This is a genomic window from Roseovarius sp. MMSF_3281, from assembly GCF_030733685.1.
GTDB lineage: Bacteria > Pseudomonadota > Alphaproteobacteria > Rhodobacterales > Rhodobacteraceae > Roseovarius.
Window position 1 is genome coordinate 13,438 of record NZ_JASHIM010000020.1, and the last position, 13,169, is coordinate 26,606.

Annotated in this window: 15 protein-coding genes; 9 read left to right on the plus strand and 6 right to left on the minus strand. The window is 63.3% G+C overall.

The annotated features are described in order from the left end of the window. Positions 1-27: 27 nt before the first annotated feature. The 3 genes from RBB32_RS16615 to RBB32_RS16625 are packed head-to-tail and all read left to right on the plus strand — an operon-like array spanning position 28 to position 2,436. Positions 28-663: a DUF6778 family protein gene (locus RBB32_RS16615; RefSeq protein ID WP_306154334.1), complete on the plus strand. Its 636-nt coding sequence runs from the start codon at positions 28-30 to the stop codon at positions 661-663. Positions 664-700: 37 nt separating this feature from the next. Beyond that, on the plus strand, positions 701-1,900 hold the full coding sequence (locus RBB32_RS16620) for an RSP_2647 family RNA methyltransferase (RefSeq protein ID WP_306154335.1): 1,200 nt from the start codon (positions 701-703) through the stop codon (positions 1,898-1,900). Continuing rightward, a complete protein-coding gene (locus RBB32_RS16625; RefSeq protein WP_306154336.1) occupies positions 1,897-2,436 on the plus strand; it encodes an RSP_2648 family PIN domain-containing protein in 540 nt (179 codons plus the stop codon). Before RBB32_RS16620 ends, RBB32_RS16625 begins: the two co-directional genes overlap by 4 nt. A gap of 10 nt (positions 2,437-2,446) precedes the next feature. Here the strand turns inward: RBB32_RS16625 and RBB32_RS16630 are convergent, their stop codons facing one another. Both RBB32_RS16630 and mazG read right to left on the minus strand, forming a co-directional pair. Next, positions 2,447-3,127: a M48 family metallopeptidase gene (locus tag RBB32_RS16630; protein WP_306154337.1), complete on the minus strand. Its 681-nt coding sequence runs from the start codon at positions 3,125-3,127 to the stop codon at positions 2,447-2,449. 265 nt (positions 3,128-3,392) lie between these two features. Next, positions 3,393-4,214, minus strand: coding sequence for a nucleoside triphosphate pyrophosphohydrolase (mazG, locus tag RBB32_RS16635; RefSeq protein ID WP_306154338.1), 822 nt, complete (start codon positions 4,212-4,214; stop codon positions 3,393-3,395). Positions 4,215-4,278: 64 nt separating this feature from the next. On the opposite strand from mazG, the gene RBB32_RS16640 reads away from it, so the two are divergent. The 3 genes from RBB32_RS16640 (at position 4,279) to RBB32_RS16650 (ending at position 7,007) form a co-directional block, all read left to right on the plus strand. Then, the gene (locus RBB32_RS16640) at positions 4,279-5,442 is read left to right on the plus strand and encodes a M20 aminoacylase family protein (protein ID WP_306154401.1); all 1,164 of its coding nucleotides are present in this window, start codon (positions 4,279-4,281) and stop codon (positions 5,440-5,442) included. Positions 5,443-5,451: 9 nt separating this feature from the next. Continuing rightward, the gene (gene speB / locus RBB32_RS16645; protein ID WP_306154339.1) at positions 5,452-6,420 is read left to right on the plus strand and encodes an agmatinase; all 969 of its coding nucleotides are present in this window, start codon (positions 5,452-5,454) and stop codon (positions 6,418-6,420) included. Between the two features lie 182 nt (positions 6,421-6,602). Continuing rightward, positions 6,603-7,007: a DUF1499 domain-containing protein gene (locus tag RBB32_RS16650; RefSeq protein ID WP_306154340.1), complete on the plus strand. Its 405-nt coding sequence runs from the start codon at positions 6,603-6,605 to the stop codon at positions 7,005-7,007. Here the strand turns inward: RBB32_RS16650 and RBB32_RS16655 are convergent. Continuing rightward, positions 6,921-7,232: a hypothetical protein gene (locus RBB32_RS16655; RefSeq protein WP_306154341.1), complete on the minus strand. Its 312-nt coding sequence runs from the start codon at positions 7,230-7,232 to the stop codon at positions 6,921-6,923. The genes RBB32_RS16650 and RBB32_RS16655 overlap by 87 nt on opposite strands. Before the next feature lie 65 nt (positions 7,233-7,297). On the opposite strand from RBB32_RS16655, the gene prfA reads away from it, so the two are divergent. The 3 genes from prfA (at position 7,298) to RBB32_RS16670 (ending at position 9,954) form a co-directional block, all read left to right on the plus strand. Next, positions 7,298-8,347: a peptide chain release factor 1 gene (gene prfA, locus RBB32_RS16660; protein ID WP_306154342.1), complete on the plus strand. Its 1,050-nt coding sequence runs from the start codon at positions 7,298-7,300 to the stop codon at positions 8,345-8,347. After that, positions 8,344-9,186 carry a peptide chain release factor N(5)-glutamine methyltransferase gene (prmC, locus tag RBB32_RS16665; RefSeq protein WP_306154343.1) on the plus strand — a complete coding sequence of 281 codons (843 nt, stop codon included), beginning with the start codon at positions 8,344-8,346 and terminating at the stop codon, positions 9,184-9,186. Before prfA ends, prmC begins: the two co-directional genes overlap by 4 nt. A gap of 213 nt (positions 9,187-9,399) precedes the next feature. Next, positions 9,400-9,954, plus strand: coding sequence for a DUF4167 domain-containing protein (locus RBB32_RS16670; RefSeq protein ID WP_306154344.1), 555 nt, complete (start codon positions 9,400-9,402; stop codon positions 9,952-9,954). 149 nt (positions 9,955-10,103) lie between these two features. Here the strand turns inward: RBB32_RS16670 and rsmA are convergent, their stop codons facing one another. The 3 genes from rsmA to RBB32_RS16685 are packed head-to-tail and all read right to left on the minus strand — an operon-like array spanning position 10,104 to position 13,167. After that, on the minus strand, positions 10,104-10,943 hold the full coding sequence (gene rsmA, locus RBB32_RS16675) for a 16S rRNA (adenine(1518)-N(6)/adenine(1519)-N(6))-dimethyltransferase RsmA (protein WP_306154345.1): 840 nt from the start codon (positions 10,941-10,943) through the stop codon (positions 10,104-10,106). Further along, on the minus strand, positions 10,940-11,917 hold the full coding sequence (gene pdxA / locus RBB32_RS16680) for a 4-hydroxythreonine-4-phosphate dehydrogenase PdxA (RefSeq protein WP_306154346.1): 978 nt from the start codon (positions 11,915-11,917) through the stop codon (positions 10,940-10,942). The genes rsmA and pdxA overlap by 4 nt, the downstream gene beginning before the upstream one ends. Then, positions 11,914-13,167: a peptidylprolyl isomerase gene (locus tag RBB32_RS16685; RefSeq protein ID WP_306154347.1), complete on the minus strand. Its 1,254-nt coding sequence runs from the start codon at positions 13,165-13,167 to the stop codon at positions 11,914-11,916. Before RBB32_RS16685 ends, pdxA begins: the two co-directional genes overlap by 4 nt. Positions 13,168-13,169: the final 2 nt, after the last annotated feature.

Here is a 13,169-nt window from a genome sequence, read left to right on the forward strand (position 1 = left end):
GGGTGAGAACCGCCCAAGGAGGACATGATGAAAACTTTCCGTCTGATCGCCGCACTGATGCTTGGCCTTGGTGTATCCGCCTGTGGGTCGGTTGAAACCGCAACCCGTAACGCGCCGCTGGAAGCGCCGGAATTGGCCCCGTCGCCGGTATCGTTCAATGTGCAGGCCGTGCGGGTCTCGGTGCCGAAATCTTTGAAAGTGTCGGAAGCCAACCGGTACTACCCCGGTGGTGACATCGTTTGGCGCGAAGACCCGGTGGGTGATCGCCATGCCCAGGTGAAGGCCATTGTCGAAGCGGGTATCAACAAGGGTGTCGCCGCCATGGAGCCCGGCGCAGTGCCCGTTGTGATGGATATCGAAGTCACGCGCTTTCACGCCCTGACCGAAAAAGCGCGCTATACCATTGGCGGTGTGCATGCGATCCAGTTCAAGATGCAGCTGCGTAACCCCGACACCGGCCAGGCCTACGGTGAGCCGCATTTCGTAAAGGCCGACTTCAAGGCGTTTGGCGGGGCCGCGGCAATCGAGGCAGAACGGGACGGCGTGACCCAGAAATACCGGATCACCAACCATCTGGCCAAGGTCATCCACACCCAGTTGACCTCGCCCGAGGGGTACAAGGCGGCCAACAACGGGATCATCGGAGCAATCAACCAACTCTGATCTTTCCCAGGCATTTGAAACGGCGTAAGGGGACGGTATGACACCGTCCCCTTTTCCCATTGTGCGTATGCGACCCAAGACACAGGCCCGCGCCATCCGGCATGGCGCGCCTTGGGTCTATGACAACGAGCTGGTCACCGACCGGCGCACCAAGAAGCTGACCCCCGGCACGATTGCCCTTTTGGAAGATGCCGAGCGCAAGCCTTTGGCCGTGGTCGCGGTGAACCCCAATTCGCGGATCATGGCGCGGGTCTTGGACCGCGACACGCAAGCGGTGATTGATGGCGATTGGCTGCGGGCGCGGGTGGCGCGGGCCTTGGCCTTGCGTGAGCGGTTGTTCGACGTGCCGTTCTACCGGCTGATCCATGCCGAGGCCGATGGCCTGCCCGGCGTGGTGATCGACCGCTTCGGCGATGTGGGGGTGATCCAGCCCAATGCGGCATGGGCCGAGGCTTTGCTGGATGAGTTATGCGCCGCCGTGGTCGAGGTGACGGGCGTGAAAACCGTGCTGAAAAACGCCACGGGGCGGGCGCGGGCCTTGGAGGGATTGGACGAGGAAAACGCGGTTTTACAAGGGGTTGCCCCGGATGGCCCGGTGCATGTTCCGATGAACGGTGCGACCTATATGGCCGATTTGACGGGCGGGCAGAAAACCGGGTTGTTCTATGATCAGCGGCCAAACCATGCCTTTGCCGCGCAGCTTTCAAAAGGCGCGCGGGTGCTGGATGTCTTTAGCCATGTGGGGGGCTTCTCGTTGGCCTGTTTGGCGAATGGTGCGGCAAGCGCCGTGGCTGTGGATGGGTCCGAGCCTGCACTTGCCTTGGCCGCGGAAGGCGCCGCACAAACAGGCGTGGCCGAGCGGTTCGAGACACGCCGGGGCGATGCCTTCGACGTATTGGCCGAGATGGGCAAGGCGGGCGAGACCTTTGACGTGGTGATCTGCGATCCGCCGGCCTTTGCCCCTAATAAAAAGGCATTGGACGCAGGTTTGCGCGCCTATGAACGTGTTGCGCGGCTGGCCGCGCCCTTGGTGGCCGAGGGCGGCTTTCTGGGGCTGTGCAGTTGTTCGCATGCCGCCGATTTGTCGAAGTTTCGCACGGCGAGCGTGCGGGGGATTGGCCGGGGTGGGCGCAGCGCGCAACTGATCCACACCGGATTTGCCGGGGCGGATCATCCGCTGCATCCGCAACTGGCCGAATCCGGCTATCTCAAATCGCTGTTTTTCCGTTTGATATGAAGGTTTTGCTGGATACCTGCGTGATCTATCCCACGGTGATGCGACAGATGTTGCTGGGCGTGGCAAAGCAGGGTGTCTTTACCCCGCTTTGGTCGGCGCGGATTATCGAGGAATGGCAACGCGCGGCGGTGAAACTGGGCCCGGAGGGCGCGGCGCAGGCCGGGGCGGAAGCGGCGATTCTGGCGGCGCATTGGCCCAAGGCCGAAGTGAGCTACCCGCCCTCGCTTGAGGCGCGGCTATGGCTGCCGGATGCGGCGGATGTGCATGTTCTGGCCGCCGCGGTCGCCGGGTCGGCGGATATGATTATCACGCTGAATACAAAGGATTTTCCGCGCAATATCCTGGCCGAAGAAGGGGTGTCGCGGACCGACCCGGACGGGTTTTTGCACGGGGTCCACCAAGCGCACCCAGAACTGGTCGCACAGGTGGGGCGGGACGTTTTGGCCGAGGCCAACCGGCTGTCGGGCAAGACATGGGAGATGCGGGCACTGTTGAAAAAGGCGCGCTTGCCAAGGATCGCCAAGGCCTTGGGCTAAAAGGGAAACGTCAGGTCCATCTCGCTTCGAGTTTTTCAATCGCGGCGATGCGTTCGTGGGTCTTGGGGTGGCTCATCAGCCATGCAGGGACCGCGCCGCCGCGCGCCTCGGTCAGCGATTCCAGCTTTTGAAACAAGGACTTCTGGGCATCGGTTCCGATACCGGCCTTGGTAAGTAGGGCGGCGGCGTATTCATCGGCCTCGTATTCATCGCCGCGCGAGAGGCGCGCGGCCAGAAGCGAGGTAAGGCCATTGGCGATCCAGACGCCGATGCCGGGCAGGATGCGCGAAAGGATCATGGCAAGGGCCGTGCGCAGAGCGTTTTGCCCCGAAAAGTCGATCATCCGGCGGCGGGTGTGCCCCAGGGCGACGTGCCCCAACTCATGCGCGATGACGCTTGCCAATTCCTCGGCCGTGACCACACCGTTCTGGAATTTCCTGTAAAATCCACGGGTTATGAATATCCGCCCGTCGGGGGCGGCAAGGCCGTTGACCGGGTCGATCTCGTAGATATGAACCTTGATGCGCGGCAGGTCGAGCGCCTTGGCAAGTTGGTCGGTCATCCGCTTCAGGGTGGGATCGGCCAGTTCGGTGGACTGGGCGTCAAGCGCGCGCTTGGTGCGCCAGACCGAGAATCGGTACATGGCGAAGGCGTAGAGAACGGCCAGGAGAATGGGCGTGAACTTGAACATGCGAAAGATATGGGGCAGCGCGCGCGATTGGGCAAGCCGGAGCGTACGACCCGTACGAAAAGGGACCGGGTTTCGTACGAAAACCGGCGGGCCGGGCAAGGCATGCGTACGAGTCGTACGAATTATCCCCGCTGGTCTGTCCAAAAGGAGCGGCTTCGCCACGCAGGTTTAGCGCGCTTGCGCGCGCCGTGAGGGGCTTTGCCCCTTCGTTGAAAATGAGATTTTCAACGTACCCCAGGATATTTTTGAAAAGAAGAAGGGGCGGTCAAAGTTCGCCGCGTTCTTCGGCCTTGGCGCGGTTCCAGAGCGCGTCCATTTCGCCAAGGTCGCTTTCGGTTGGGGTTCTTCCGTCTTCGGCCAGAAGCTCTTCGATCCGGCCGAAGCGGCGGGTGAACTTGGCGTTGGCGGCGCGCAGGGCGCTTTCGGGGTCGATCTTCATGTGGCGCGCGAGATTGGCCATCACGAAAAGCAGGTCGCCGAATTCCTCTTCGATCTTGTCCTGTGGCAGCTGGGCGGCGGCCACGTGCAGTTCCTGGGCCTCTTCGGTGATCTTGTCGATGACCTGGGTGGTTTGCGGCCAATCGAAGCCCACCCGCGCGGCCCGTTTTTGCAGTTTCACGGCGCGCAGGAGGGCGGGCAGGCCCACGGCGACGCCATCGAGGACGCCGGTTTGCGCCTTTTGTGCACGCTCGGCGGCCTTGATGGTTTCCCAGTCGCGGGTTTGCTGTTCGGCGGATTTCTCGCGCGATTCGCCCCCGAAGACATGCGGGTGGCGGGTGACCATCTTGTCGGAAATGGCATTGGCCACGTCATCGAAGGCGAAATGCCCTTCGTCTTGGGCGATTTGGGCGTGAAAGACCACTTGCAACAGGAGGTCGCCCAATTCATCGCGTAGCTCGTCATGGGCGTGGCGTTCGATGGCATCGGCGACCTCGAACGCCTCTTCGATGGTGTAGGGGGCGATGGACTGGAACGTCTGTTCGATGTCCCAGGGGCAGCCGGTTTCGGGATCGCGCAACCGGCGCATGATTTCGCGCAGGCGGGGCAGGCCGCCCTTGGGGTCGTGAATGAGGCTGTCGTCGGGCATTGCGCATCCTCGCGTTTTGGCGTTGAAGTCGGAGACTAGGGAAATGCGCGAAGGAGTCCAGCCGATGGCGGTGATCAACCGGATAGCAGGCTTTGCCGAGGAGATGGCGGCATGGCGGCAGGATTTGCACAGGCGGCCCGAGTTGGGGTTTGCCTGCCACGAGACCGCCGGTTTCGTGGTGGAGCGGTTGCGGGAGTTCGGGATTACCCGGATCGAGGAGGGCATTGCCGAAAGCGGCGTTGTCGCCGTGATCGAAGGGCAGGGCACGGGGCCGGTGATCGGGTTGCGGGCGGATATGGATGCGCTGCCCATTCATGAGGCGACCGGGACCGAATATGCCAGCGAGGTTGAGGGCTGCATGCATGCCTGTGGCCACGACGGGCATACGACGATGCTGTTGGGGGCGGCGAAATACCTGGCCGAGACGCGGAATTTTTCCGGCTCCGTCGCCTTGATTTTTCAACCGGCCGAGGAAGGGCCGGGCGGGGCCGCGCCGATGGTGGAAGCGGGGATCATGGAGCGTTATGGGATCGAACAGGTTTATGCCCTGCATTGTGCGCCGGGCTATGACGAGGGGGTGTTTCATACCACGCCGGGGCCAATCATGGCCTCGGTCGATACAATCCATATCGATGTGATCGGGCAGGGTGGCCACGCGGCGATGCCGCAGGATACGCGCGACCCGGTGGTGGCGGCCTGTGGCATGGTGCAGGCGATCCAGACGATCCTGGGCCGGAACTTGGCGGCTTTGGATCAGGCGGTGGTGTCGATCACGCAGGTTCATACCGGGAGTGCGGATAACGTGGTGCCCGACAGGGCCTATATCAACGGGACGGTGCGGAGTTTTGACCCGGAGGTGCGGCGGGTGATCTGGCAGCGGTTGGAGGAGATCGTGGCGGGACAAGCGGCAAGTTATGGCGTTGAGACCGTGCTGCGCTGTGAAGAGGGCTATGCGCCGACGGTGAATGACGCCGGGAAGGCCGCGTTTGCCGCAGAGGTGGCGCGCGAGGTGGCAGGCGAAGCAGGCATCGTGCCGGATATGGACCGGCAGATGGGATCGGAGGATTTCGCCGCCATGCTGGAGGCGCGACCGGGGGCTTACCTGTTCCTTGGGCAGGGGCCGGGGGCCGGGCTGCATCACCCCGAGTTCGATTTCAACGATCGGATCGCGCCGGTGGGCGCGTCGTTTTTTGCGCGGCTTGTGGAGCGGGCGCAGCCGGTTGGATAAGGGGGAAAGATGGCACTGGAAGACGCGAAACATCAGGTAGATCAGGCGTTTACGCGCGATAGTTCACGTGGCCTTTCTTATGAGAATAGCTTTGGTGGGGCGTTGTCGTTCCTGCGGCGGCGCTATTGCAAGGATTTGACGGGGGGCGATCTGGCCATCACCGGCGTGCCTTTTGATCAGGCGGTGACCAATCGGCCCGGCGCGCGGTTGGGGCCGCGGGCGGTGCGGGAGGCAAGCGCGCTTCAGGTGTTTGACCCGCCCTATGGCTGGGACGGGTTCAGCCCGCTGGAAGAATTCGACATCGTCGATTATGGCGACCTGGCCTTTGATTATGCGGATATTCCAAGCTTTCCCGGCGCGTTGACGGCGCATATCCGGGGGATATTGGAAAGCGGTGCGGCGAGTATCGCCCTGGGGGGCGATCACTATATTTCTTTCCCGATTCTAAGGGCTTATGCGGAAAGGTTCGGGCCACTGTCGCTGTTGCAATTCGATGCGCACTCGGACACTTGGGCCGATGATGACATGGGCCGCGTGGATCATGGCACGATGTTCTACAAGGCGGTGAAGGAAGGCTTGGTGGACCCTGCGCGGTCGGTGCAGGTGGGGATACGCACGGTGAATGCCGATAACCTGGGCGTGCCGACGATTGACGCGCGCGAGGTGCATGAGCGGGGGCCGGTGGAAACCGCCAAGAAAATCAAGGAGATACTGGGCGATTCCCAGACCTATGTAACGTTTGATATCGACTGTCTGGACCCCGGGTTCGCGCCCGGCACGGGCACGCCGGTTTGGGGCGGCCTGTCCTCGGGGCAGGCGGCGATTATCCTGCGCGATCTGGCGGGGATCAACATGGTGGGGGGCGATGTCGTGGAAGTCTCGCCGCCCTATGATCCCAGTGGCGCCACGGCGGTGGCCGGCGCTCATGTGGCGATGGAATTGATTTGCCTTTGGGGCTGGACGCGGCGCGGAGCCTGAGCCGGGTTCTGTGGGGCCAATGGCGGCCTCCGGCGGGAGTATTTAAAGCGTTCCGCCTTTAACCTGAGGAATCAGCTAAAGGCGGAACGCGTGCAACGATTGAGCGGAGCACTGCGTTTCGCGAAAATCTGTGATTCAGGTTTTTCGCGAAACGCTTCAGGAAAGATGAAGAGGGGCGTGCAATGAAATGGCTGGTCTTGGGTGTTATCGGGATCGCGGTGGCCTTGGGCGTTTATGTGCGCCTCGCGCCGACGGACCCGGGCCGGTGGCACAAGATGCCGGGGGCGGTGACCAACCGGGATTTGACCGGTGGGGCGATGCGTGTTGTGGGGGCCGGTGACGGTGGTTTGGCGTGGATGGATGAGATCATCCGGGCCACGCCAAGGACCGAGGTGCTGGCCGGGTCGGTGGAAAGCGGCATGGTGACCTATGTCACGCGGTCGAAGGTTTTTGGCTTTCCCGATTACACCACGGTGCGCGCGACAGGGCCACAACTGGAGCTATACGGGCGGTTGCGGTTCGGCAAATCCGACATGGGCGTCAATGCGGCGCGACTGGATCGGTGGCTCAAGGCGTTTGCGGAGTGACGAGGACAGGCAGCCGTCGGAAATCTTGCGCCACATCGGGTTGTTGAGAGACATCTGGCATTGCGCCATGAAGCTTTTGCCATCGACGTGAAGGCAGGTCATTTCGCCCAGTTCCACGCGGCTGCCGGTTTTGTCGGTGCAGTAGCAATCCACGGTTTTGCCGCCGATGGTTTGGTCGGCGACTGCCGGACTGGCGAGGCAGCATATGAAGGCAATCCATCGCATGGGGCCAAGTATACCACAGGGTTTGATCTTGACCAAACCTCGCCAAAGGGGCAAGTGCCAGAGCCATGGTGCCTTTGGACAGACTGAATGAGATCGTACAGCGTTTCGAGTATATCGAGGCGCAGATGACCGCGGGTGGTGGCGATATCGCGCAATTGGGCCGCGAATATGCCGAGCTGCGCCCGGTGGTCGAGGAAATCCGCGCCTACAAGCAGGCGATCGAGGATATCGAGGGCGCGCGCGCCATGCTTGATGATCCCGAAATGCGCGCGTTGGCGCAGGAGGAGCTTGCCGAACTGGAGGCGCAACTGCCCGGCATGGAAGAGCGGCTGCAACTGGCGCTTTTGCCGAAAGACGAGGCCGATGCGCGGCCTGCGGTGATCGAGATCCGGCCCGGCACGGGCGGCGAGGAGGCGGCCCTGTTCGCCGGGGATTTGACGCGCATGTATCAACGCTATGCCGAGGCGAAGGGCTGGACATTCGAGGTGATCGAGGAAAGCCAGACCGAGCTTGGCGGGATCAAGGAACTGGTGGCGCGGGTTTCGGGCGACCATGTTTTTGCGCGGCTCAAGTACGAATCCGGGGTGCACCGGGTGCAGCGGGTGCCGGAGACCGAGAGCGGCGGGCGCATCCATACCTCGGCGGCGACGGTGGCGGTGCTGCCCGAGGCCGAGGATGTGGATATCCAGATCGACCAGAACGACCTGCGGATTGATACGATGCGGTCGTCGGGCGCGGGGGGGCAGCATGTGAACACCACCGACTCGGCCGTCAGGATCACGCATGTTCCCACCGGTATCGTGGTTACCAGTTCGGAGAAATCCCAGCACCGCAACCGCGAGATCGCGATGCAGGTTCTCAAGACCCGGCTTTACGACATGGAGCGGCAGAAGGCGCATGACGAACGCTCAAGCGCGCGGGCCGCTCAGGTGGGATCGGGCGACCGGAGTGAGCGGATTCGGACCTATAATTTCCCGCAAGGGCGGATGACCGACCACCGGATCAACCTGACGCTTTACAAGCTGGACCAGGTGATGGGCGGTGACCTGGACGAGGTGATTGATGCGCTGACGGCGGATGCGCAGGCGGCCATGCTGGCGGAGATGGAGGGGTGATCCTGCGCGATGTGCTGCGCGCGGGCGCAGGGGAGATGCGCGCGGCGGGCATCGAAGACGCCATGCGCGATTCGCGCCGGTTGATGGCCGGGGCCTTGGGGGTTGAAGCCGGGCGGCTGACCTTGATGGAACGCGATGAGGTTGCGCCCGTGGCCGTGGCAGTGTTTCACGATGCGGTGCGCCAGCGGTGTGATGGGGTGCCGGTGTCGCATATCCTTGGCTGGCGGGAGTTTTACGGGCGGCGGTTCGAGGTGACAGGGGATGTTCTGGACCCGCGCCCCGAGACCGAAGGATTGATCGCCGAGGCGCTGCGGGAGCCTTTCGGGAAGGTGTTGGACCTTGGCACCGGGACAGGCTGTATCCTGTTGACGCTTTTGGCCGAAAAGCCGGGGGCCAAAGGGGTTGGATCGGACCTTTCGCCGGGGGCCTTGGCCGTGGCGGGGCGCAATGCGCGGGCCTTGGGCGTTGGTGCGCGCTGTGACCTGATTGAAAGCGATTGGTTTTCTGCCGTGGGCGGGCTTTTCGACCTGATCGTTTCGAACCCGCCCTATATTGCCGCCGAGGAGATGGCGGGCCTTGCCCCCGAGTTGGCGCACGAGCCGCGCATGGCCCTGACCGATGAGGCGGATGGGTTGAGCGCATATCGGATGATCGCGGCGGGCGCTGGGGCGCATTTATCGCCGCAGGGGCGGCTTTTGGTTGAAATCGGTTGGCAGCAGGGGGCGATCGTGTCGCAGATTTTCAGCGATGCGGGATTCGCCGAGGTGGCGGTTTTGCCCGATCTTGATGGCCGGGATCGTGTTGTTTCCGGGCGTTGGAATGGTGCGAAAAAATCCTGATTTCCTGACAAAATTTGCCCATTTAGGCCAATTTTGACGAATTTCCCTTGTAAGAGGGGGCGGGGCGTGTTTAGTCAGGGGTATCAAGATGTTGGATGCCCGTTTCGGGCCGTCCCGCTTGAGACCAAGCCAAGACAAGATTGATCCGGTGGACTGGGCGCAAGGGGTGCCTGACGGATCAAGCGGCAGCAGCACAGGGCTGATAGCTGAACAATGAGATCATCCAAGTCACGTTCGCGTAACAAATCGGGTCGTAACAATCGCTCGATGGGCAATATCGTCAACCGGGTCTTCGACAGTTCGGGACCGGAGGGCAAGGTGCGCGGCACCCCCCAACAGATTATCGACAAGTACAACCAGTTGGCCCGCGATGCGCAGCTTGCCGGGGACCGGGTTCTGACCGAGAATTTCCAGCAGCACGCGGAGCATTACCTGCGTCTTCTGGCAACGGCCCAGAAAGAGCAAGAGCAGCGCCGCGAGGAGCAGGAACGCCAGAACCGTGAGCGGCAAGCCGAGCGGGACCGCGAGCGCGCCAAACGGCAGGAGCGTGAAGCCAATAGTGGCGGCGATGCCTCTGACGCGCCGCAGCCCGACGTGGTCGAAGCGGGGAGCGAGGAAAGCGGTCTGGTGGAAACGCCGGAAACCAAGAAATCGGAAAAGCCCAAGCGCAGCCGGAAACCCAAGCCCAAGAAAGACCAGGGCGAGGGTAAAAGCGAGGAACCGCCGAAGGCGGAGGGGGGCGACGGGGCACCCGAAGCGGCCGAGTGACCCGACCCTGAAACGTAATTATCGAAAGGCGGCCCCCGAGTGGGGCCGTTTTTTGTATGGTCGGCCTTGTGGACCTTGATGCGCGTGTAAGCAATGCCACCGCTTCGCCCCGCATTGCAGGCAGCGGGCGGCATCATTCCTTTGGGGCGCTAGGACTCGAAGCTGCGCGCGAGGGCGCAGAATTGTTCCAGATGCACGGTTTCGGCGCGGTCGGTGGGTTGGATACCTGCCGCGATAAGGCGATCTTCGATATCGGGGGCCATACCCTTGAGCGCGGCGCGCAGCATCTTGCGGCGTTGGTTGAAGGCGCGGGCGACGACGCGTTCGAGAATCTTGGGATCGGCGGGAAAGCGCGGCTTTGGCAGGGCCGTGAGATGGACCACGGCGCTTGAAACCTTGGGGGGCGGAGTGAAGGCCCCCGGCGGCAGGTTCAGGACGATCCGCGCGTCGGCCCGCCATTGCGACAGGATCGCCAGCCGCCCGTAAGCCTTGGAGCCGGGTTGCGCAACGATCCGTTCGGCCACCTCGCGTTGGAACATCAGCGTCAGGCTTTGCCAGAAGGGGGGCCAGTCGGACGGGGTGAGCCAGCGGATCAGGAGTTCGGTGCCGACGTTGTAGGGCAGGTTGGCGGCGACCTTGATGGGTGGTGTGAGGTGATCCAGCGGGTTGATCTCAAGCGCGTCGGCGTTGAGCACCTCAAGCCGGTCCGGGTAGGCCTTGGCGATCTCGCCCAGCGCGGGCAGGCAGCGGGTATCCTTTTCGATGGCCACGACGCGGCGCGCCCCTTCGGAGAGCAGCCCGCGTGTCAGGCCGCCGGGGCCGGGGCCGATTTCCAGCACGTCACAGCCGGTGAGGTCGCCCGCTTGGCGGGCGATCTTGGCGGTGAGATTAAGGTCGAGCAGGAAGTTCTGACCAAGGGATTTGCGCGCGGAAAGCCCGTGGTCGGCGATGACTTGGCGCAGGGGCGGAAGGCTGTCGATCCCGCTCATGCCTGTGTGGCCCTTGCCTGTGCCATGGTTTGGGCCATGCGCAGGGCCTCGATGATGCTGGAGGGGTTGGCGGCGCCTTTGCCTGCGATGTCGAGGGCGGTGCCGTGATCGGGCGAGGTGCGGATGAAAGGCAGGCCAAGGGTCACGTTCACACCGCGGTCGAAATCCAGTGTCTTGATCGGGATGAGGGCCTGATCGTGATACATGCAGATCGCCGCGTCATAGGTTTCGCGGGCGCGATCGTGGAACATGGTATCGGCCGACAGGGGGCCCAAAAGGTCGATGCCGTCGCGGCGCAGCCGGTCGATCAGGGGGGCGATCATCCGGGTTTCTTCCTGTCCCATGGCGCCACCTTCGCCCGCATGGGGATTGAGGCCCGCCACGGCGATTCGCGGGGCCTGAATGCCGAAGTCGAGGATCAGCGCGGTATGGGTGATGCGGATCGTTTTCTCCAAAACCTCGGGCGTAAGGGTCGCGGGCACCTGCGCCAATGGGATGTGAATGGTGGCGGGCACCACGCGCAAGGCGGGGCTGGCCAGCATCATCACCACGTCGGCGCCCCCGGCAAGGGCGGCGAGGTATTCGGTATGGCCCGGGTAGGTAAAGTCGGCGCCGGTTTGCAGGGCTTTCTTGTGGATCGGCGCGGTGCAAAGCGCGGCGGCCTCGCCTTGTTGGACAAGGTCCACGCCGCGGGCGATTACGTCGATCACCGCTTGCGCCTGTGCGGGATCGGGCGTGCCCGGGCTGCGTGGGCCGGGGAAGGGGTGCGCAAGCACCGGCAGGGCCATGGCGCAGGCGGTCGTGGCCTCGGACGGGTGGGCGATCTCGGCCACCGGGGTTTCGGGCGGCAGGTGCGCGGGATCCCCGATCAGGAAAAACGGCAAATCGGCGCGCAGCCTGTCCCATGCCATGGCCGCCAGTTCCGGGCCGATACCCGCCGGTTCCCCGCAGGTCAGCGCGATCGGGGCGGTCATTCCTTTTCTATGATCCGGGCCTCGGCGCGGAGTTGTTCAAGGTAGCCGTCGCCGAAGGATTCAAGCCGCTGGTTGCGAATGAAATTGGTCAGATCCTCGTCACTGGGGCCTTCGCCGTCAAGTTCCGGGCTGCGGCCGCAAAGCATGAGGAAGACAAGGGTTTGACCCTGGGACCGGGTGAGGGCTGTCGAGACCTCGCCGGGATCGAGCTTGGCCAGTTCCATGGCGATATCGGTGGGAATTTCCGCCGGGGCCTTGGAGCCACGATCCAGAACCTCGGGCGGTTGGCCCTTGGCCACGCCGTAAAGGTCATCGCAGGTATCGACATCGGCCTTGACCCGTGCGGCGCGGGACAGGGCCTGTTCGCTGCGTCCGCCGTCGATGTAGTAGGCGGCATATTCGATGGCCGCGTATTCCGGTTCGGGGGCTTCGGTTTCCTCGATATCGCGAAGCTGGAACAGGGCGATGGCGTTTTCGGTCGGCAGGGGATCGGACACTTCGCCCGGGGCGAGGCCAAGAACGACTTGTCGCAGTGCGGGGGGCAGGCGGGTGATGGGCATCCAGTCAAGCCGCCCGCCGCGCGTGCGCGTTCCCGAAGCGGAGTATTGCCGCGCCGCCGAGGAAAAGGCGGACACGGTATCAATTTCCGAAAGACGGCGGGCGCGGGCCTGTGCGGCCTCGGCCTGGGCCGGTGTGGTCACGGGCAGAATGATTTCAGAAATCAGAACCCGAACGCCGCTTTGGCCGGTAACCGCATCGCGGGCGCGTTCAAGGTCGGTTTCACTGACCGAGATGCGCGGGACAAAGCGGGCGCGGATCAATTCGCGCCATGTAACGCCCGATGTCACGAAGGCGCGGAAGGTCTGCTCGGCGACGCCGGCGCCTTCGAGGGCGCGAATGAGTTGCTCGGCGTTCATATCGGCGCGGCCCGCGAATTCTTCCATGCCGGCCTGCACGTCGGGTTCTTCGAGGATCAGGCCGGCGCTTTCGGCAGCGTCCAGTTTCAGCCGGTCCTCGATAAGTTGCTGCCGGGCGAGGCTTTGCGGATCGCCGGGCGCGCGGAACATGGTCAGCATGCGGGCGCGTTGCTGAATCTCGTAGCGGGTGATGGCCTGATCGTTGACCTTGATCACCGGCTCGAACAGGTTTTGCGCCTGGGCCACATGGAGGGGCGCCGCAAGGCTGGCGGCGGCCACTGCGGCGGGCAGTGCGAAAAAATTGAAAAGGCGGCGCATCGTTGCTGGTATCATTT

Bases quoted from the DNA above. Each gene is read 5' to 3' on its own strand.
- RBB32_RS16620 (WP_306154335.1), top strand. From the start codon at position 701: ATGACACCGTCCCCTTTTCCCATTGTGCGTATGCGACCCAAGACACAG.
- pdxA (WP_306154346.1), bottom strand. From the start codon at position 11,917: ATGACCGCCCCGATCGCGCTGACCTGCGGGGAACCGGCGGGTATCGGC.
- mazG (WP_306154338.1), bottom strand. From the start codon at position 4,214: ATGCCCGACGACAGCCTCATTCACGACCCCAAGGGCGGCCTGCCCCGC.
- RBB32_RS16630 (WP_306154337.1), bottom strand. From the start codon at position 3,127: ATGTTCAAGTTCACGCCCATTCTCCTGGCCGTTCTCTACGCCTTCGCC.
- RBB32_RS16685 (WP_306154347.1), bottom strand. From the start codon at position 13,167: ATGATACCAGCAACGATGCGCCGCCTTTTCAATTTTTTCGCACTGCCC.
- RBB32_RS16655 (WP_306154341.1), bottom strand. From the start codon at position 7,232: ATGCGATGGATTGCCTTCATATGCTGCCTCGCCAGTCCGGCAGTCGCC.
- RBB32_RS16640 (WP_306154401.1), top strand. From the start codon at position 4,279: ATGGCGGTGATCAACCGGATAGCAGGCTTTGCCGAGGAGATGGCGGCA.
- RBB32_RS16615 (WP_306154334.1), top strand. From the start codon at position 28: ATGAAAACTTTCCGTCTGATCGCCGCACTGATGCTTGGCCTTGGTGTA.
- speB (WP_306154339.1), top strand. From the start codon at position 5,452: ATGGCACTGGAAGACGCGAAACATCAGGTAGATCAGGCGTTTACGCGC.
- rsmA (WP_306154345.1), bottom strand. From the start codon at position 10,943: ATGAGCGGGATCGACAGCCTTCCGCCCCTGCGCCAAGTCATCGCCGAC.
- RBB32_RS16625 (WP_306154336.1), top strand. From the start codon at position 1,897: ATGAAGGTTTTGCTGGATACCTGCGTGATCTATCCCACGGTGATGCGA.
- RBB32_RS16650 (WP_306154340.1), top strand. From the start codon at position 6,603: ATGAAATGGCTGGTCTTGGGTGTTATCGGGATCGCGGTGGCCTTGGGC.
- RBB32_RS16670 (WP_306154344.1), top strand. From the start codon at position 9,400: ATGAGATCATCCAAGTCACGTTCGCGTAACAAATCGGGTCGTAACAAT.
- prfA (WP_306154342.1), top strand. From the start codon at position 7,298: ATGGTGCCTTTGGACAGACTGAATGAGATCGTACAGCGTTTCGAGTAT.